Raw genomic sequence first — 19,578 nt, forward strand, 5'->3', positions numbered from 1 at the left:
CGCTTCACGCCCTGCTGAGTTCGTCTGCGTTGCCGCTTTGCCGTCTCAGTGGTGGCGCATTATAGGGAGTTCTCGCCGGGTGACAAGTGCTAATTTCAACTTTTTTGCTCGAGTGCTTACTTTCCAGGCAATGCGTTGTAAAAACCGGCTCAGCTGTATGCTAAAGCAACAAAAAACGGGCCCGCAGGCCCGTTTTTATGCACAACCCTTACTGGTGAGCGACAATTTCGCCTTCGCTCACATCCATCTCGATGGTTTTTCCTGGCACAAACGCACCGGAAAGTATCTTCTGCGCCAGCGGGTTCTCTATATGCTGCTGGATAGCCCGTTTGAGCGGACGCGCACCGTAAACCGGATCGTAGCCATTCTCACCAAGCAGTTTCAGTGCTGCTTCAGAGATGTGCAGCTGATAGCCACGATCTTCCAGACGCTGATAAAGCCGCTGCAGCTGTATCTGCGCAATAGAGGCAATGTGCTGCTCTCCCAGCGGATGAAACACCACCACTTCATCGATACGGTTGATGAACTCAGGACGGAAATGGTGGCCGACTACCGTCATTACCGTTTCTTTCATCGCCGGGTAATCAAGCGCACCGAAGCGCTCTTGGATTAAATCCGATCCCAGGTTCGATGTCATGATCACCACTGAGTTGCGGAAATCTACGGTTCGCCCCTGACCATCTGTCAGTCGTCCATCATCCAGGACCTGCAGCAGGATGTTAAATACATCCGGATGCGCTTTCTCAACTTCATCCAGTAGGATTACGGAGTAAGGCCGGCGGCGTACCGCTTCAGTAAGATAACCGCCCTCCTCATATCCGACATATCCCGGAGGTGCACCCACCAGCCGCGAAACCGAATGTTTCTCCATAAACTCAGACATGTCGATTCGCACCATCGCATCGTCGCTGTCAAACAGGAAATTTGCCAGCGCTTTACACAGCTCGGTTTTACCTACCCCGGTTGGACCGAGGAACAGGAATGAACCAATCGGGCGATTGGGATCGGATAAGCCCGCCCGGCTGCGACGGATAGCATTTGAAACCGCGTCTACCGCTTCGTTCTGGCCGATAACCCGCGCATGTAATTCCTGCTCCATACGCAGCAGTTTGTCGCGCTCACCTTCCATCATGCGTGCTACCGGGATACCGGTCCAGCGCGCCAGTACGTCGGCAATCTCAACATCCGTTACGCGGTTGCGTAACAGCTTCATGATTTTGCCTTCAGCCTGAGTGGCACTCGCCAGCTGCTTTTCCAGCGCCGGAATTTTGCCATACTGCAGCTCAGACATTTGCGCCAGATCGCCTGTGCGTCGCGCCTGTTCCAGCGTCAGTCTTGCCTGCTCCAGCTCCGCTTTAATATTTTGCGTACCGGTGAGTGACGCCTTTTCAGCTTTCCACTCCTCTTCCAGTTCTGCATATTCGCGCTCTTTCTGATTCAGCTCCGTCTCCAGCATCTCCAGACGTTTGACGCTGGCATCGTCAGACTCTTTCTTCAGCGCCTGCTGCTCCAGTTTCAGCTGGATGATACGGCGCTCCAGACGATCGAGCGGTTCAGGTTTCGAATCGATCTGCAGACGAATACTGGATGCAGCTTCATCAATCAGGTCGATCGCTTTATCTGGCAGCTGCCGGTCGGCGATATAGCGATGTGACAACGTTGCTGCTGCCACAATGGCCGGGTCGGTGATCTGCACATGGTGATGCAGCTCATAACGCTCTTTCAGACCGCGTAGAATAGCGATGGTATCTTCGACGCTGGGCTCTGCCACAAACACTTTCTGGAAGCGACGCTCCAGAGCAGCATCCTTTTCTATATACTGACGATACTCATCCAACGTGGTTGCGCCAACGCAGTGCAGTTCACCACGCGCCAGAGCCGGCTTCAGCATGTTTCCTGCGTCCATCGCGCCATCCGCTTTGCCTGCGCCTACCATCGTGTGCAGCTCATCGATAAACAGAATGACATTGCCTTCCTGCTTCGCGAGATCGTTCAACACCCCTTTCAGGCGCTCCTCAAATTCACCACGATATTTGGCTCCCGCTACCAGCGCCCCCATATCCAGCGCCAGCACGCGACGGCCTTTCAGGCCTTCAGGCACTTCACCATTGATAATGCGCTGAGCCAGCCCTTCAACAATGGCGGTTTTACCCACCCCGGGTTCACCAATCAATACCGGGTTATTCTTGGTACGGCGCTGCAGCACCTGGATGGTACGGCGGATCTCTTCATCGCGTCCGATTACCGGGTCCAGCTTGCCACGTTCGGCGCGCTCGGTGAGATCGATGGTATATTTCTTTAGTGCCTGGCGCTGATCTTCAGCTCCCTGGTCATTCACGTTTTCGCCTCCACGCAATTGTTCGATAGCGTTCGCGAGTTTGTCAGACGTCACGCCGGCAGCTTTAAGCAGATCCGCCAGCGAACCGCGTGAATCCAGAGCCGCCAGAACAAATAATTCAGATGAGATAAAGTTATCGCCGCGCTTTTGCGCCAGCTTGTCACACAGGTTCAGCACCCGCACCAGATCGGCTGAGGGCTGTACATCTCCCTCGGTACCTTCGACCTGAGGCAGACGGTGGATTGCCTGTTCAATACTGCTACGCAGAGTGGCGACATCAGCTCCTGCTGCACTAAGCAGCGGACGCACCGATCCCCCTTCCTGGCTGAGCAGAGCGCTCATCACATGAAGCGGTTCAATAAACTGGTTATCCTGTCCCAGAGCCAGGGACTGGGCATCAGCAAGGGCTAGCTGGAATTTGTTGGTAAGACGATCCAGACGCATAATTCCTCCCGTTACAGGTCAAAACGCTACTGGAGATTAAGATGAGGTCAGGCCTCAAATTTTCAAGGTTTCTGACCTGATATTGTGAGCAAAAAACAGGCTGCCCGGATCGTCTCAGGGCGTAGGGTTACTGCAGCCAGATTAATGTAGCCATACGCCCGGTAACACCGTCGCGGCGAAAGGAGAAAAAATCCTGCTTTTCTGTGAACGTGCAGCGTCGTGAACCGCTGACAGAGGTTACGCCTGCGCTAAGCAGACGCTGTTCGGCCAGCAGCCAGATATCCGCAAAATATTTTGCGCCTGCCGGACGAAAGGCCACTTCTGCGCGCGCATCGTGGGCCATAAATGCCTGACGTACTTCCGCCCCGACTTCAAACGCACCGGGTCCGATAGCCGGGCCCAGCCAGGCATATACCTCGCTGGCCGGACAGTGAAACTGCGCCAGCGTCTGTTCCAGCACGCCGTTGCAGAGGCCGCGCCAGCCCGCATGGGCTGCTGCCACTTCACTGCCATCTTTACTGCAAAACAGCACCGGCAGGCAGTCAGCCGTCATAATGGCGCACACCACGCCTGGCTCCCGGGTAATGGCCGCGTCAGCCTGGGGCAGCGCACAGGCTGCAGGCAGACGCACTACCGCATTGCCATGTATTTGATCCAGCCACTGCGGCATCGCAGAAAGCGATAATGTTTCTGCGATGTGCTGGCGATTACGCATTACGTGAGCAGGCGCGTCACCAACGTGTGCTGCCGGGTTGAGCGAATCCCAGGGGGCCAGGCTATGACCGCCCCGCCGGGTAGTGGAGCAGGCCCGAACGTGCTGCGGAGCAGGCCAGTCCGGGATGATCCATTTGCTCATAGCCAGTCCATGCGATCGCGGAACTCTTCCGTATCGGCTTTTAAGGCGTCAATCAGATCAACCATGTCCTGCGGCAGCGGAGCATGCCACTCCATTTCAATACCGGTTATCGGATGATAAAGACGCAGCATGGTCGCGTGCAGCGCCTGACGATCAAATCCGCGCAGCGTATCAATGAACGCCTCTGACGCCCCTTTTGGCGGACGCGGCCGGCCACCGTAGAGCGGATCGCCCACCAGCGGATGGTTGATATGCGCCATATGAACGCGGATCTGATGCGTACGGCCGGTCTCCAGGCGCAGGCGCAGGCGCGTATGTGCCCGGAAATGCTCCATGATGCGATAGTGCGTGGTGGCCGGTTTCCCCATCGGATGAACTGCCATGTGAGTACGCTTGGTGGAGTGTCGCGCCATAGGTTCATCAACGGTGCCGCCAGCCGTCATCGTACCGATGGCAACCGCTTCATATTCACGTGTAATTTCACGCAGCTGCAGCGTTTCTACCAGGTGCGTCTGTGCCGGAACCGTTTTTGCCACAACCATCAGCCCTGTGGTGTCTTTATCCAGGCGATGTACGATACCGGCACGCGGTACATCAGCGATCGGCGGAAAGTGGTAGAGCAGTGCATTCAGAATGGTGCCGTCAGGGTTACCTGCGCCAGGATGCACCACCAGATCGCGGGGCTTGTTGATAACCAGAATATGGTCATCTTCATAAACGATATTAAGAGGAATGTTCTGCGCCTCCCAGCGCTGTTCCTCTTCGATTTCAGCATCAATAGCCACCTGCTCACCGCCCAGAACTTTCTCTTTCGGTTTGTCGATGATAGTGCCGTTGACGCTGACGCGGCGATCGAGGATCCACTCTTTTATGCGGGAGCGTGAATAATCAGGGAACAATTCCGCCAAAGTCTGATCTAAACGTTGTCCAAGCTGTGCTTCGGACACCGTTGCGGTGAGTTGAACTTGTTGTGCCATATACAGCTTCTTCGTTAACGTTGGGTTTTACGGCGATGCCGTTTAATATAATGTGCTATCGTACTGGTCATTACCGGGAGCTATACGGACAGCTTCCGCCATAACATTTTGAGGATAATCATTTCGTCATGACGCGTATGAAACATCTGGTGGCTGCCGCCACATTGAGCCTGGCCCTGGCAGGCTGCTCCGGCTCATCTGATCCGGTTCCGGACAGCCCGCCGTCTGAAATTTATGCCACAGCTCAGCAAAAGCTGCAGGACGGTAACTTCAAAGCGGCAATTAAGCAACTGGAAGCGCTGGATAATCGTTATCCATTTGGTCCTTACTCGCAGCAGGTGCAGCTGGATTTAATCTACGCGTATTACAAAAATGCCGATCTTCCGCTGGCGCAGGCTGCTATCTCGCGCTTTATGCGACTCAATCCGACCCATCCAAATATCGATTACGTCATCTATATGAAAGGCCTGACGGATATGGCCCTGGATGATTCAGCTCTGCAGGGCTTCTTTGGTATCGATCGCTCCGATCGCGATCCTACCCACGCGCGCGATGCCTTCCGCGACTTCTCCCAGCTGCTGCGGAGCTATCCAGATAGCCAGTACGCTGCGGATGCCCAGAAACGCCTGACCTATCTGAAAGATCGTCTGGCGAAATATGAACTCTCGGTGGCGCAATTCTATACCAAGCGCGGGGCCTATGTCGCTGTTGTTAATCGTGTGGAAGGCATGATGCGTGATTATCAGGATACGCAGGCGACACGCGATGCGCTGCCGCTGATGGAGAATGCTTATCGCCAGCTGCAGTTAACGGCAGAAGCTGACAAAGTTGCGAAAATTATCGCAGCCAACAACAGCCAGAAATGAGTGAATCGTTCTTTTAAAAGCAGCCCCCGGGCTGCTTTTTTTATGTCCGCAAAAGGTCTCTGCGTTGCGGTTAACCTGTCAATCCTGCCCTGCTGCAGTGCTGGCTTCAAGCATTTTTTAAATAATCTCCGGTCTTTCTCGCAAATCTCTTGCGTTGACAAAATGTGACGTTCGTATGTGATCCAGATCACATAAATTCCTGTGTGGCGCGGTATGCTGACTCTACCCAGACGGAAATGACAGAGAGGTTTAACTATGATTCTGAACATTACCAGCAAACAAATGGAAATCACTGCAGCAATTCGCAGCCATGTCGAAGACCGTCTCGCTAAACTGGAAAAGTGGCAAGCCCACCTCATCAATCCTCACATCGTGTTGTCAAAAGAGCCCAAAGAGTTCGTAGCGGATGCCACCATTAACACGCCCAACGGTACTCTGGTTGCCAGTGCTAAACATGATGATATGTATACCGCCATCAACGATTTGATCGCGAAGCTGGAGCGCCAGCTAAATAAAGCTCAGCACAAGCCTGAAGCACGCCGCGCTGCCAGCAGTGTTAAAGATTTCATTCCGGCAGGATAAACTCTGCAGTTACAAAAAACGCGCCAGCTGGCGCGTTTTTTATTGACAGCTTTTAAGCAGTACGATTACTCTCAGAACACTTACCTGCCGGAATAAACCATGAAACATCAGCCATTTTTCTTCGCATTCTTTTTTACCTTCCCCTGAACGGGAGGCGCGTCGTCATGCGAAAATGAATGCGAAGACGAATGACAAAGCCTCCCCCACCGGGAGGCTTTTTTTTTAACTGTATTTACAGGTGAGCTTAATGAGTATCGATAATCCACTGCTGGCGCTGCGTGATAAAATCAGCGCGGTAGACAGCAAATTACTTACGCTGCTGGCCGAGCGACGGTCGCTGGCAATTGAAGTTGCCCAGGCGAAACTGACCACGCTGCGGCCCATACGTGATATTGAGCGGGAGCGAGCCCTGCTGGAAAATCTGATTTCCCTCGGTAAGCAGCAGCAGCTCGATGCTCACTACATTACCCGTCTGTTTCAGCTGATTATTGAAGATTCGGTACTGACACAGCAGGCGCTGCTGCAGAAGAACCTGAACCATCCCCACGCGCTGGCGCCCCGTATCGCTTTTCTGGGTCCTAAGGGCTCCTATTCGCATCTGGCTGCCCGTAAATATGCGTCACGCCATTTTGCTTCATATGTTGAAAACGGCTGTCTGAAATTTCAGGATATTATTCAGCAGGTTGAGGCTGGCCAGGCTGACTATGCGGTGATGCCGATTGAAAACACCAGCTCCGGCTCTATCAATGATGTTTACGATCTGCTGCAGCAGACGTCGCTCTCGATCATTGGCGAACTGACCATCCCTATCGAGCACTGTGTACTGGTAAAAGAGACCACCACGCTTAAACAGATCAAAACCGTCTATAGTCATCCCCAGCCTTTTCAGCAGTGCAGTCAGTTTATTAACCGTTTCCCGCAGTGGAAAATTGAGTATACCGAAAGCACCGCCGCAGCCATGGAGAAAGTCGCCGCGCTTAATTCCCCGGACGTTGCCGCGCTGGGCAGCGAAGCAGGCGGTGAACTCTACGGGCTGCAGGTGCTGGAGCGTAACCTGGCAAATCAGCAGCAGAATCACACGCGTTTTATCGTACTGGCACGCAAGCCGGTTGATGTTTCGGTGCAGGTTCCGGCCAAAACCACGCTGATCATGGCCACCGGTCAGCAGGCGGGCGCGCTGGTAGAGGCCCTGCTGGTACTGCGCAACCATAACCTGATTATGAGCCGGCTGGAGAATCGCCCGATTAACGGTAACCCGTGGGAAGAGATGTTCTATATTGATGTGCAGGGCAATCTGCAGTCAGAAAATATGCAGCTGGCGCTGGAAGAATTACGTCAGCTGACGCGCTCGCTGAAAGTGCTGGGCTGCTATCCCGGTGAAAATGTGGTTCCGGTTGAACCCCGCATATAAGCAGAAAAGGCACCGCTGAGGGTGCCTTTTTTTATTGCCGGCTATCGTTAGCCGAGCGTAACAGACTGCGGCTTTCAACCAGAAAACGCTGGGCGTGATCGCCAAACCACTGCTCCACACGCTCAAAACTGTCGATGAACGCCTGCTTATTGCTCTGTTCCAGCAGCGCAATAGCGTCACCAAAGCGCTGATGATAACGTTTTATCAGTGCCAGATTACTCTCTGAAGCCATAATGATATCAGCATAGAGCTGCGGATCCTGCGCAAACAGCCGCCCTACCATGGCCAGCTCCAGCCGGTAAATAGGTGAAGAGAGCGCCAGCAGCTGATCCAGGTTCACATTCTCTTCAGCCAGGTGAAGGCCGTAAGCAAAAGTCGTAAAGTGACGCAGCGCCTGAATAAAGGCCATGTTCTGATCGTGCTCTGCGGCGCTGATGCAGTGCAGCCGTGCTCCCCAGACCTGAATCTGTTCAAGGAACCACTGATACGCTTCCGGCTGACGACCATCGCACCAGACCACAACCTGTTTTGCCAGACTGCCGCTATCGGGCCCAAACATCGGGTGCAGCCCCAGTACCGGTCCGGCGTGCGCGGCAAGCATGGCCTGCAGCGGCCTGTTTTTTACCGAGGCAAGATCGACCAGGATGCAGTCGTCCGGCAGCACAGGCAGATCGGCGATGATCTTCTCGGTAAGATGGATCGGAACACTGATGATCACCATACCCGCATCCTGCAGCAGCCGATCGGCGCGATCCCAGTCCTCTTTATCCAGAATGCGCACCTGATAACCAGACAGCGTCAGCATCTTTTCAAACAGGCGCCCCATCTTGCCGCTGCCGCCAACGATCACCACCGGACGCAGTGAAGGACAGAGGGTTTTGAAACCTTTGTCATTCTCATGGGTATAGGATTCCCGCATCAGACGACGCAATACATCTTCAATCAGATCGGGAGATACGCCGAGCGCTTCTGCTTCCTGCCGGCGTGACGCCAGCATGCTTGCTTCGCGCTCGGGTACATAAATCGGCAGGCCGTAACGGCTTTTTACTTCGCCAACCTGTGCCACCAGCTCCAGCCGTTTTGCCAGCAGCCCAAGCAGCGCCTGATCGACTTCATCAATTTGATCGCGCAATGCGGTCAGTTCAGCCACCATGACTCTTTATACCTCGTGTGACAGACGCGCCGACAGCACTCCCTGCAGATCCTGATGGATAGTGCGCAGCAGCGTTTCGGTGGTGTTCCAGTCAATGCAGGCATCGGTCACTGAGACACCATACTTCATTTCGCTGCGCGGCTGCTCTGAAGGCTGATTGCCTTCGTGAATATTACTCTCGAGCATCAGGCCAATAATAGAGCGGTTTCCATCTTTGATCTGCGCAATAGCCGATTCGGCTACGCCAGGCTGACGACGATAGTCTTTGTTAGAATTGCCATGGCTGCAATCTATCATTAAGGCCGGACGCAGTCCTGCTTTCAGCATCTCTTTTTCACACTGTGCAACATCGTCCGGGCCGTAGTTAGGCGCTTTACCGCCGCGCAGGATCACGTGTCCGTCCGGGTTGCCCTGCGTCTGCAGCAGGCAGACCTGCCCTGCCTGGTTAATGCCGACAAAACGGTGAGGCATCGCTGCCGCACGCATAGCGTTGATCGCCGTGCCGAGACTGCCATCGGTACCGTTTTTAAAACCTACCGGCATAGAGAGACCGGACGCCATTTCACGATGCGTTTGTGATTCCGTGGTGCGCGCACCAATGGCTGACCAGCTGAACAGATCGCCGAGGTATTGCGGGCTATTAGGATCCAGCGCTTCTGTCGCCAGTGGCAGACCCATTTCAACCAGGTTTACCAGCAGCTGACGCGCAATGTGCAGCCCGGCTTCCATGTCAAATGAGTTGTTCATATAAGGATCGTTGATCAGCCCTTTCCAGCCTACGGTGGTACGGGGTTTTTCAAAATAGACGCGCATGACGATATAGAGCTGATCCTTCAGCTGCACAGAGAGATCTTTTAACTGACGGGCGTATGCTAACGCTGCTTCCGGATCGTGAATTGAGCAGGGACCGCAGACCACCAGCAGACGCGGATCGCGACCGGCAATAATGTCTGCAATGGTGTTACGTGAAGCCGCAATCTGCGCCTCCTGCTCTGCCGTTAGCGGAAAGCGTGCTTTCAGCTCCTGCGGCGTAATCAAAATCTGTTCGTCAGCGATGTGTACGTTGTTCAGCGCGTCTTTCTGCATGATGGCGATCCTTTTTACTCGTCTGTGCGGTTTGGATCCTCATTGAGGATGACACTTACTCTACCACAGGCTGTATTGTATGCAATCCACAAATGTACACTATTTTTACCACCCGCAAATCATTACGCATAACATGATATATAAAACTATATTTATCATATAATTATAAATAAATGACACTATGCAGCTACCTGGAAATGTGTAAACATAAGATTACATAGATGCAGAGCTGCGATTCGTTTTTCATTGCGCACTCAGTTAATATTCTGTAATTCCTCACAATTTATGAAGGCTGACTGATTATGCCTGAGATAATCCTGCGTCCCTTTGCGCTGTCTGATGCAACTGCTTTTGCTGAGGCAGTAAACCACTCTCTTGATACCCTGTTACCCTGGATGACATGGGCGCATGAAAATTACCGGCCAGAAGAGGCAGTGAACTGGTTTAACCTCGCCCAGGCAGAGCGTGTTAAAGGTGAAGCCGAAAGGTTTGCGATCGCAGACAGTAACCATCGTCTGCTGGGAGGGGCCGGGATCCGTTTTGCCCGTCAGCCTGGAGAGGTTGCAGCACTGGGCTACTGGGTACGCAGTGATGCGCAGCGTCAGGGCGTGGCAACGCGCGCGGTAGCGCAGCTGATAGCTCTGGGTTTTAGCCGGCCAGATATCACGGAACTGGAAATCCTGGCCGCCACAGATAACGTCGCCAGCCGCGCCGTGGCACTGCGCAGCGGGTTTACGCTTACAGGCTGCCAGCACGGGCTGATTGTGCTGCCGGACGGGCCGGTTGAGGCCGCGGTTTATCGCTTAAAGCGTCCATAAAAAAAGGGGCTGGCATTATGCCAACCCCTTGTTTGCTATTAACTTTGAGATGTCGCTTACGCGCCAAGACGCTCTTTGATACGAGCTGACTTACCGGTGCGCTCACGCAGGTAGTACAGTTTGGCTTTACGCACAGCACCACGACGTTTGACAGTAATGCTGTCAATTACCGGAGAGTGAGTCTGGAAGACACGCTCAACGCCTTCGCCGTTGGAAATCTTACGAACAGTGAATGCAGAGTGCAGACCGCGGTTACGAATAGCGATAACCACGCCCTCGAATGCCTGCAGACGTTTTTTAGAACCTTCAACGACCCATACTTTCACTTCCACGGAATCACCCGGACGGAATGAAGGTACATCCTGTTTCAGCTGTTCTTGTTCAATTTGCTTGATAATGTTGCTCATAATTAAATCTCATATCCTGGGTAAACTGATAGTCAGGGAAGATTACTCTTCCGCTTCATCGTTTTGTTGCTGCTGCTGTTCCCGCTGGAACTCATTCAGCAACCTTGCTTGCTCTTCAGTCAGAGCCAGGTTTTCCAGAAGTTCAGGTCTTCTTAGCCAGGTACGGCCTAGCGACTGTTTCAGGCGCCAGCGGCGAATATCGGCATGGTTGCCCGACAGCAGAACTGACGGTACTTCCATCCCTTCTAACACTTCAGGCCGGGTATAGTGCGGGCAATCCAGCAAACCATCCGAGAATGAGTCTTCATCGGCGGACGCCTGCTTGCCCAGTACGCCGGGAATAAACCGGGCGACGGAGTCAATCAGCGTCATGGCTGGCAGCTCACCACCACTGAGAACGTAATCACCGATTGACCACTCTTCGTCAATCTCTGTATGGATCACGCGCTCATCAATACCTTCGTAGCGACCACAGACCAGAATAAGTTTCTGGTTAGTCGCCAGTTCGCAAACGCCCTGCTGGTCAAGTTTGCGCCCCTGAGGTGACAGATAAATCACCTTAGCACCTTCTCCCGCCGCTGCTTTCGCTGCGTGGATCGCATCCCGTAAGGGTTGCACCATCATCAACATTCCCGGTCCGCCGCCGTAAGGACGATCGTCCACGGTACGGTGCCGGTCGTGCGTGAAATCACGAGGACTCCAGCTCTCAATGTTGAGCAGGCCATTTTTAACTGCCCGGCCAGTTACCCCGTACTCGGTAATAGCGCGAAACATCTCTGGAAACAGGCTGATAACACCAATCCACATCGCGTTCGCCGTTACGTTACCGGATTGTCCGGAGATCAAAAACCAGGATCCCAGTCTACTTCAATAGTGCCAGTAGCGAGATCGACTTTCTTGATAACCTGTTCATCGAGAAACGGTATTAACCGCTCCTGTACACCGAATGCATCTTTCAGGTTCGCCTTAACGACGAGTACGTCGTTTGAGCCGGTTTCCATCAAATCAATGACTTTACCCATCTCATAGCCGTCGAGGTTAACTACTTTACAACCCATAAGGTCTTTCCAGTAGTAATCGCCCTCTCCCAGCGCAGGCAGCTGCGTGGAGTCAACCGTGATTTCACAATTGGTTAACTGTGCCGCCGCGTCCCGATCGTCAATGCCGTTGACTTTGATAATCAGGTCCTGATTGTGGTGCTTCCAACCTTCCAGTTCTACCTGCTGCCATTTACCGGCGCGCTGGATAAACCAGGGTTGATAGTCGAAGATGCTTTCAGCGTCTTCAGTGGAGGAAAACACTTTGAGCCAGCCCCGAATTCCGTAAGCGGCACCCATTTTGCCCAAAACGATGGGGTTAACAGGAGGCTGTGCGGCAGGTTTACTGGTCATGCTCACCACCGTGACAGATTAAGCTGCTTTTTTTGCTTCTTTGATCAGCGCGTTAACGCGATCGGAAAGCGTTGCGCCCTGGCCAACCCAGTGCTCAATACGGTCCAGGTCCAGACGCAGACCTTCAGCCTGACCAGATGCGATCGGGTTGAAGAAACCAACGCGCTCAATGAAGCGACCGTTGCGTGCATTGCGGCTGTCAGTGACGACGACCTGGTAGAACGGACGCTTTTTTGCGCCGTGACGTGCCAAACGAATTGTTACCATAACATCCTCTTTAGTTAATAAAACAACCGGGCCCCATCGAGGAACGGGGCCCGGGTGCAATATAAAAAGCCCGAAAATTTTACTCATTTTGGCGCAAAAAGCAACCGCAGTAGCATACTTTTCTGGCTGTGTAGCGATATCTTAACGGCCCGGGAAGCCTGGCGGCATCATACCCTTCATGCCGCGCATCATTTTTGCCATGCCGCCTTTCTTCATCTTTTTCATCATGCGCTGCATATCATCGAACTGCTTCAGCAGCCGATTGACATCCTGCACCTGCATGCCGGCACCGGTCGCGATGCGACGCTTGCGTGAACCCTTGATGATTTCAGGCTTCTCACGCTCTTTACGCGTCATGGAGTTGATGATGGCCTCCATGCGCACCAGCACCTTGTCATCCATCTGCGATTTGACGTTGTCCGGCAGCTGCCCCATACCCGGCAGTTTGCCCATCAGGCTGGCCATACCGCCCATATTCCGCATCTGCTTAAGCTGCTCAAGAAAGTCATTGAGATCGAAACCGTCGCCGGTTTTCAGCTTTTTCGCCAGCTTTTCCGCCTGATCGCGGTCAACCTTGCTTTCAATATCTTCAATCAGCGACAGGACATCGCCCATGCCCAGAATGCGCGAGGCGATACGGTCAGGATAAAACGCTTCCAGCGCCTCGGTTTTTTCACCCATCCCCATAAACTTGATCGGTTTACCGGTGATGTGACGAATCGACAGCGCGGCACCGCCGCGTGCGTCACCATCAACCTTGGTCAGGATCACCCCGGTCAGCGGCAGCGCTTCATTAAATGCTTTAGCCGTGTTCGCGGCATCCTGACCGGTCATGGCATCGACAACAAACAGCGTTTCCACCGGATTAATGGCGGCGTGGACCTGTTTGATTTCGTCCATCATCGCTTCGTCTACGTGCAAACGACCTGCGGTATCCACCAGCAGCACGTCGTAGAACTTCAGCTTCGCCTCTTTCAGCGCATGCTTAACGATGTCAACCGGCTTCTGGCTGAGATCGGAGGGACAGAAATCCACCCCCACCTGCTGCGCCAGCGTCTCCAGCTGTTTAATCGCCGCCGGGCGATAGACGTCAGCTGAGACCACCAGCACTTTTTTCTTGTGCTTTTCACGCAGAAACTTACCGAGCTTACCCACACTGGTGGTTTTACCGGCACCCTGCAGGCCCGCCATCAGCACTACGGCCGGCGGCTGCGCATTCAGGTTCAGGGTATTATTTTCAGCACCCATTGCCGCAATCAGCTCGTTGCGGACAATCTTGATAAACTCCTGACCCGGCGTCAGGCTTTTATTGACGTCGTGTCCGACCGCGGCTTCTTTTACGCGGTTGATAAATTCACGTACCACCGGCAGCGCAACGTCCGCCTCCAGCAGCGCCATGCGCACTTCGCGCAGGGTATCTTTGATGTTCTCTTCGGTCAGCCGTCCGCGGCCGCTGATGTTGCGCAGGGTTTGCGACAAACGATCGGTTAAATTATCAAACATGCTCTCTCACTTAATACCGTAGCGAGGCCGCCTGAGCGACACAATGCGCCGGATTATAACACGAAGCCTGAGCGATCTCTGCAATTGACCGTGAGATCGTTTGGAGCATACTGCCGCTGACGCTATACTGCTTTTTTCCTTATCTCATCACTCTCAGAAAGGATCTATGTTCGTTTTCGCGATCGTGGCGCTGTTCGCCTACTCCCTCAGTCTTGCACTTATCATCCCCAGCTTACTGAAACGTAACAGCGGCTGGCGGCGATTTGCTGTTCTGTCCGCCTGCGTTGCGCTGATTGCGCATGCTGTCGCGCTGCAGCAGCGGATATTTGCTATCGACAGCGGGCAAAATCTCAGCTTACTTAATATCGGCTCGCTGGTGAGCCTGCTGATTTGCGCCATTATGACTATTGTGGCTTCACGTAACCGTGGCTGGCTGCTGCTGCCGGTGGTTTATAGCTTTGCGCTAATTAATCTGGCGTTTGCCACCTTTGTTCCAAATGCCTTTATCACCCACCTTGAAACCACGCCGGGCATGATGGTGCATATCGGTCTCTCGCTGTTTGCTTATGCCACGCTGATTATTGCCGCGCTCTATGCGCTGCAGCTGGCGTGGATCGACTATCAGCTGAAAAACAAAAAGCTCGCCTTTACGCAGGATATGCCGCCGCTGTTAAGCATTGAGCGCAAAATGTTTCATATCACGCAGATTGGCGTGGTGCTGCTGACGCTGGTGCTCTGCACCGGGCTATTCTTCATGGATAACCTGTTTAGCGCAGAGAACATCGATAAAGCGGTGCTCTCCATTCTTGCGTGGTTCGTCTATATCGTGCTGCTCTGGGGGCACTACCGTGAAGGGTGGCGCGGACGGCGCGTGGTCTGGTTTAACTGCGGCGGTGCGCTACTGCTGACCATGGCCTACTTCGGCAGTCGCGTACTGCAGCATCTTCTCACTTCCCACTAAGGAATTTTTCGTTGGAACATGTTTCAACCACCACGATGATTATCATCCTTGTCATCATGGTGCTGGTCTCAGCGTACTTCTCCGGCTCTGAGACCGGCATGATGACGCTCAACCGCTATAAGCTGCGGCACAAAGCGAAAAGCGGTAATCGTGCTGCACGGCGCGTTGAGAAACTGCTGCGCCGGCCCGATCGCCTGATCAGTCTGGTTTTAATCGGCAACAACCTGGTCAATATTCTCGCCTCCGCGCTGGGCACTATCGTCGGGATGCGTCTGTATGGTGATGCCGGGGTCGCTATCGCTACCGGCGTGCTGACCTTTGTTGTTCTGGTCTTTGCCGAAGTCCTGCCTAAAACCATCGCAGCGCTCTACCCTGAAAAAGTGGCCTACCCCAGCAGCGTTTTACTGGCGCCGCTGCAGTATGTGATGCTGCCACTGGTCTGGCTGCTTAATACCATTACGCGCATGCTGATGCGGATGGTAGGGATTAAAGCAGAAGGCTCCGTAAACTCCGCGCTGAGCAAAGAGGAGCTGCGCACCATTGTCTATGAATCGCGCTCGCTGATGTCCCGGCGTAATCAGGATATGCTGCTCTCCGTACTCGATCTGGAAAAAGTCAGCGTGGATGACATCATGGTGCCGCGCAATGAAATTGTTGGTATCAATATCAATGACGACTGGAAATCGATTGAGCGTCAGCTGAGTAACTCACCGCATGGGCGTATTGTGCTGTTTCGCGATTCGCTGGACGATACCGTGGGCATGCTGCGCGTGCGCGAAGCCTGGCGCATGATGACGGAAAAAAAGGAGTTCAATAAGGATCGTCTGCTGCGCGCTGCTGATGAGATCTACTATGTGCCGGAAGGCACGCCGCTGAATGTGCAGCTGGTTAAGTTCCAGCGCAATAAGAAAAAAGCGGGTCTGGTGGTGGATGAGTATGGCGATATCAAGGGGCTTATCACCATCGAAGATATTCTGGAAGAGATCGTTGGCGACTTTACTACCTCCATGTCCCCTTCTCTCGCAGAAGAGGTGATGCCGCAGAATGATGGCTCGGTGCTGATTGAAGGCAGCGCAAACGTGCGTGAAATCAATAAGGCGTTCAACTGGACGCTGCCGGAAGAGGAAGCGCGCACCATCAACGGCATGCTGCTTGAGGCGCTGGAAGAGATCCCGCAGACTGAAACGCGGGTACAGGTTGGCAGCTATGACATCGATATTCTCGACGTGCAGGACAATATGGTGAAGCAGGTGCGGGTTACGCCGCAGCAGCCGCTGAAAAGCTCAGTGGGATCGTGAAAAAAAACGCCGCAGAATATGCGGCGTTTTTGCAGAAAGGGCTAATCAGATATGCAGTTCTTTCAGCTTCTCTGCTGGCAGCTTCAGATCTTCGTTGCGATTAACGCCGATCTCGTGTGACAGAACATTACGCGCAATCTGCTGCGCTTCGTCCAGAGAGTGCAGCTTATAGCTGCCACACTGATACTCATTAAGCTCCGGGATCTGATTCTGATCTTTTACTTTCAGAACATCTTCCATCGCCCCTTTCCACGCCTGCGCCACGCGCTGCTCGTCTGGCGTGCCAATCAGGCTCATATAGAAACCGGTACGGCATCCCATTGGGGAGATGTCCACGATCTCCACGCCGTCACCGTTGAGGTGATCGCGCATAAAGCCGGCAAACAGATGCTCCAGCGTATGGATCCCGCGCTCGGTCAGAATGTCGATATTTGGCCGGCAAAAACGCAGATCGAAAACGGTGATGGTATCGCCATGCGGAGTTGTCATGGTCTTTGCCACGCGTACTGCCGGCGCGGCCATGATGGTGTGATCAACGGTAAAACTGTCCAGTAGTGGCATACGTCACCTCCTGTTTGAAAAATTTTTTCTGAACGATGAAACTTTTCTCGTCGTTCTGCGTCTGAATATATGAAAGACGCGCATTTGTTATCATCATCCCTGACAACAGAGATGTTAATTTTGGCCACAGTGATGTGGCCATTTTCTTTTTCAGCCTTCCCGACCTGCCAGATAATCCTCAAAGCTTGTACTATCACTCGCTTCCAGCGCCTGCTGTGCAGCAACAGACTCCTGCGCCTGCTGAGTAAAATCCGCTTCGGTCAGAATTTCCAGCGGCTCCGCACAGAGCATCTGCCGGTACTGCTCCGCCAGGGCAACACCCGCGCCGGTCAGGCCGTTCTCTTTAATAGCGTGAAGAATGCGCGCCGAGTAGGTTAGCTCAGGATCGTCAAAAGAAGCTACCAGTTGATCGCAGACCTGCTGATATTGCGTGCTGCCCTCATTGCTATCCAGCACCTCCGCCACGCGACGCAAATCGGCAAAGAGCGCTTTGCCTACTTCAACCAGCGAATGTTCTGTGTCGCTGCAGCCAACGCCAATAACCTGTCCTGGCTTGCGTCCTTCCATCACCACGCGGTTCCAGTTTTTGCGACTGCAGAGCAGCTCACTGGCGCTCAGTTCAGGGGCATCGGCCAGCGTACACCAAATCAGGAACAGATCGAGGAAGCGCGCCTGATCGGCATCCACACCTACCGGTGAGAATGGATTGATATCAAGCGAGCGCACTTCAATATACTCAATGCCGCCGCGCAGCAGCGCATCAGAAGGGGCTTCTCCCGAACGGGTAACGCGCTTCGGACGGATAGGCGCATACAGCTCGTTCTCAATCTGCAGCACATTAGTATTAAGCTGCAGCCAGTTGCCTTCAGCATCTTTGACGCCCATGGCTGCGTACTCTTCAGAAGGGGTTTTGATTGCGGCCTTCAGCGCGCTTACATACCCTTCCAGCGAGTTGAAGGTAATACCGAGATTACTTTGTGACTTATTGGTATAACCCAGGTCGCTCAGGCGCAGAGAGGTCGCATACGGCAGCCACAGCGTGTCTTTACCATCCGTTTCAAACGGCAGCTGGCTCTCACGTCCCTGAAGGAATGAGGAGCTGATCGCCGGCGAGGCACCAAACAGATAAGGGATCACCCAGCCGAAACGATAATAGTTGCGGATCAGGCGCAGATAGCCCGCAGAGATGGTCTCTTTGCCGCTCTCAGCATCTTTCACATCTGCCCACTCCTGCCAGAAAGAGAGCGGCAGCGAGAAGTTGTAGTGCACGCCAGAGATAATCTGCATCAGCGCGCTGTAGCGGTTTTTCAGCCCCTGCCGGTAGAGGGTCTTCATCCGGCCCACGTTTGAACTGCCATACTGCGCCAGCTCAATTTTATCGGTATCGTCAACGTGACCGGGCATACTGAAGGGCCACATACGCTCTTCACCCAGCTGTTTTGCCACATGGCGATGGATATCGCGCAGGAAGGTCAGCGAACGGTCGATATTTTTATCGACCGGCGTAATGAACTCCAGCAGCGTTTCCGCAAAATCCGTGGTGATCCAGTCATGCTTCAGCGCCGAGCCAAGCGATGCCGGATGGCCGGTAGTAGCCAGATGACCATCGGGCCCGACGCGTAACGTTTCGCGTTCGATGCCACGGCCGATGCCCTTTAACGCGTCGGGATGCGCCTCCAGCCAGGAGAGCGCTTTTGATACGTCCGGGATCACATTAACCTCCCGCTGTGAGAATAATTTATTTTTGTTCAGCATAATGTTAACCGTAGCCTCGAATCTGTGCGAATCAATGCCACCACTCCATACCCTGTATTGTGGCGATCGCGATAAAGATATAACGCAGCGTTTTGCCGAGAGCGAGAAACAGCACGCAAGGCAGCCAGCTGAAACGCAACCAGCCTGCGAGAACGCAAAGCAGATCGCCAGCGACCGGCAGCCAGCTAAAAATCAATGCCGCAGGGCCCCATCGGTGTAACCACGTCAATGCTGTGTCATGCCATCGCCCCTGCCCGTTCTGCGGCATAAGGCGACCAAGAAAAATATTGGTCAGGCCACCCAGCGTGTTTCCCACTGATGCAGCCAGCAACAGGCCATAAACCGATCCTTTCTGAGCAACCAGCAGCGCTATCAGTACAGCCTCTGAACTGCCCGGAAGCAGCGTGGCGCTCAGAAAGCTGCTGCCCAGCAGCGAGCCATAAATCAGGAAATCATTCACGGTAATGGCATATCGCACGTACGACAAAATGAGCCATTACTTTAGCTCAATGCGCTCAGGTTGTCGCCAGGCAGGCTTAACCGCAAATGCTTTGAAAGCATTAGGAATTTTCGTTTTCAGAAAAAGGTCAGGGAACAAAACCGGGCATAAATGGCGGTAAATGCAGCACTTTTCAAAATAAAGTACAAAAGAGAGTCAGCATTCCTATTAACGCCAGTGAACTCTGGCGGCGCTAAAATCGCTGAACAGAGACGGATTAATTGCGCAAGCTGCTGGTACTGCCGGGGAGATTTGGAGATCAAAGCCTGGGTACTGAAACTGTCGGTAACGAACTTAACTGAAGCATATGGGGGAAAAAGCAGAGAATGGTGCATCCAGGAGGATTCGAACCTCCGACCGCTCGGTTCGTAGCCGAGTACTCTATCCAGCTGAGCTATGGATGCA

Annotated in this window: 20 protein-coding genes, 1 tRNA gene and 1 other annotated feature; of the genes, 7 read left to right on the forward strand and 14 right to left on the reverse strand. The window is 53.5% G+C overall.

The genetic code is table 11. From position 1 onward, the window contains the following. Positions 1–208: 208 nt before the first annotated feature. The 3 genes from clpB to rluD all read right to left on the reverse strand — a co-directional run bounded on the left by clpB (position 209) and on the right by rluD (position 4,615). Positions 209–2,782, reverse strand: coding sequence for an ATP-dependent chaperone ClpB (gene clpB / locus F3I15_RS17780; RefSeq protein ID WP_150018787.1), 2,574 nt, complete (start codon positions 2,780–2,782; stop codon positions 209–211). 127 nt (positions 2,783–2,909) lie between these two features. After that, positions 2,910–3,638: a purine nucleoside phosphorylase YfiH gene (gene yfiH / locus F3I15_RS17785; protein WP_150018788.1), complete on the reverse strand. Its 729-nt coding sequence runs from the start codon at positions 3,636–3,638 to the stop codon at positions 2,910–2,912. After that, complete coding sequence (gene rluD, locus F3I15_RS17790) at positions 3,635–4,615, reverse strand: 23S rRNA pseudouridine(1911/1915/1917) synthase RluD (protein WP_150018789.1); 981 nt, start codon at positions 4,613–4,615, stop codon at positions 3,635–3,637. The genes yfiH and rluD overlap by 4 nt, the downstream gene beginning before the upstream one ends. A gap of 128 nt (positions 4,616–4,743) precedes the next feature. Here rluD and bamD point away from each other — a divergent pair, with 128 nt between their 5' ends. The 4 genes from bamD (at position 4,744) to pheA (ending at position 7,474) form a co-directional block, all read left to right on the forward strand. Continuing rightward, positions 4,744–5,481: an outer membrane protein assembly factor BamD gene (gene bamD / locus F3I15_RS17795; protein ID WP_150018790.1), complete on the forward strand. Its 738-nt coding sequence runs from the start codon at positions 4,744–4,746 to the stop codon at positions 5,479–5,481. Positions 5,482–5,736: 255 nt separating this feature from the next. Then, positions 5,737–6,063, forward strand: coding sequence for a ribosome-associated translation inhibitor RaiA (gene raiA, locus F3I15_RS17800; protein WP_039379797.1), 327 nt, complete (start codon positions 5,737–5,739; stop codon positions 6,061–6,063). A gap of 98 nt (positions 6,064–6,161) precedes the next feature. Then, positions 6,162–6,287, forward strand: a sequence feature (Phe leader region). Beyond that, positions 6,163–6,210 (forward strand): pheA operon leader peptide PheL, encoded by a 48-nt coding sequence (pheL, locus tag F3I15_RS17805; RefSeq protein ID WP_104085515.1) that lies wholly within the window; start codon positions 6,163–6,165, stop codon positions 6,208–6,210. It overlaps the preceding feature by 48 nt. A 23-nt stretch (positions 6,288–6,310) precedes the next feature. After that, complete coding sequence (gene pheA / locus F3I15_RS17810) at positions 6,311–7,474, forward strand: bifunctional chorismate mutase/prephenate dehydratase (RefSeq protein ID WP_150018791.1); 1,164 nt, start codon at positions 6,311–6,313, stop codon at positions 7,472–7,474. Between the two features lie 31 nt (positions 7,475–7,505). Here pheA and tyrA read toward each other — a convergent pair whose 3' ends face one another. Together tyrA and F3I15_RS17820 are read right to left on the reverse strand one after the other, a co-directional pair. Further along, a complete protein-coding gene (gene tyrA / locus F3I15_RS17815) occupies positions 7,506–8,627 on the reverse strand; it encodes a bifunctional chorismate mutase/prephenate dehydrogenase (protein ID WP_150018792.1) in 1,122 nt (373 codons plus the stop codon). Between the two features lie 6 nt (positions 8,628–8,633). Next, positions 8,634–9,713, reverse strand: coding sequence for a 3-deoxy-7-phosphoheptulonate synthase (locus F3I15_RS17820; protein WP_150018793.1), 1,080 nt, complete (start codon positions 9,711–9,713; stop codon positions 8,634–8,636). A gap of 302 nt (positions 9,714–10,015) precedes the next feature. Here F3I15_RS17820 and F3I15_RS17825 point away from each other — a divergent pair, with 302 nt between their 5' ends. Continuing rightward, entirely contained in the window at positions 10,016–10,531 is a 516-nt protein-coding gene (locus tag F3I15_RS17825) for a GNAT family N-acetyltransferase (protein ID WP_150018794.1), read from the forward strand. A gap of 56 nt (positions 10,532–10,587) precedes the next feature. Here the strand turns inward: F3I15_RS17825 and rplS are convergent, their stop codons facing one another. The 5 genes from rplS to ffh all read right to left on the reverse strand — a co-directional run bounded on the left by rplS (position 10,588) and on the right by ffh (position 14,099). Then, on the reverse strand, positions 10,588–10,938 hold the full coding sequence (rplS, locus tag F3I15_RS17830; protein ID WP_039379805.1) for a 50S ribosomal protein L19: 351 nt from the start codon (positions 10,936–10,938) through the stop codon (positions 10,588–10,590). Between the two features lie 42 nt (positions 10,939–10,980). Then, positions 10,981–11,745: a tRNA (guanosine(37)-N1)-methyltransferase TrmD gene (trmD, locus tag F3I15_RS17835; protein WP_052246437.1), complete on the reverse strand. Its 765-nt coding sequence runs from the start codon at positions 11,743–11,745 to the stop codon at positions 10,981–10,983. Positions 11,746–11,780: 35 nt separating this feature from the next. Further along, positions 11,781–12,329: a ribosome maturation factor RimM gene (rimM, locus tag F3I15_RS17840; RefSeq protein ID WP_039379809.1), complete on the reverse strand. Its 549-nt coding sequence runs from the start codon at positions 12,327–12,329 to the stop codon at positions 11,781–11,783. Between the two features lie 18 nt (positions 12,330–12,347). After that, entirely contained in the window at positions 12,348–12,596 is a 249-nt protein-coding gene (gene rpsP / locus F3I15_RS17845) for a 30S ribosomal protein S16 (protein ID WP_007893313.1), read from the reverse strand. Positions 12,597–12,737: 141 nt separating this feature from the next. Further along, entirely contained in the window at positions 12,738–14,099 is a 1,362-nt protein-coding gene (ffh, locus tag F3I15_RS17850; protein WP_039379813.1) for a signal recognition particle protein, read from the reverse strand. A 166-nt stretch (positions 14,100–14,265) separates the two neighbouring features. On the opposite strand from ffh, the gene F3I15_RS17855 reads away from it, so the two are divergent. Continuing rightward, entirely contained in the window at positions 14,266–15,060 is a 795-nt protein-coding gene (locus F3I15_RS17855) for an inner membrane protein YpjD (protein ID WP_039379815.1), read from the forward strand. An 11-nt stretch (positions 15,061–15,071) separates the two neighbouring features. Continuing rightward, entirely contained in the window at positions 15,072–16,358 is a 1,287-nt protein-coding gene (locus F3I15_RS17860) for an HlyC/CorC family transporter (protein WP_150018795.1), read from the forward strand. 45 nt (positions 16,359–16,403) lie between these two features. Here the strand turns inward: F3I15_RS17860 and luxS are convergent, their stop codons facing one another. The 4 genes from luxS to F3I15_RS17880 form a co-directional block, all read right to left on the reverse strand. After that, positions 16,404–16,919 carry an S-ribosylhomocysteine lyase gene (luxS, locus tag F3I15_RS17865; protein ID WP_145339632.1) on the reverse strand — a complete coding sequence of 172 codons (516 nt, stop codon included), beginning with the start codon at positions 16,917–16,919 and terminating at the stop codon, positions 16,404–16,406. A gap of 150 nt (positions 16,920–17,069) precedes the next feature. Further along, positions 17,070–18,674 carry a glutamate--cysteine ligase gene (gene gshA / locus F3I15_RS17870; protein ID WP_150018796.1) on the reverse strand — a complete coding sequence of 535 codons (1,605 nt, stop codon included), beginning with the start codon at positions 18,672–18,674 and terminating at the stop codon, positions 17,070–17,072. A gap of 31 nt (positions 18,675–18,705) precedes the next feature. After that, positions 18,706–19,134 (reverse strand): YqaA family protein, encoded by a 429-nt coding sequence (locus F3I15_RS17875; RefSeq protein WP_145339640.1) that lies wholly within the window; start codon positions 19,132–19,134, stop codon positions 18,706–18,708. Positions 19,135–19,500: 366 nt separating this feature from the next. Further along, positions 19,501–19,577: transfer RNA gene (locus F3I15_RS17880), tRNA-Arg, on the reverse strand. Between the last annotated feature and the right edge of the window lies 1 nt (position 19,578).

The sequence above is a fragment of the Pantoea sp. M_9 genome (assembly GCF_008631385.1).
Taxonomy (GTDB): Bacteria; Pseudomonadota; Gammaproteobacteria; order Enterobacterales; family Enterobacteriaceae; genus Pantoea; species Pantoea eucrina.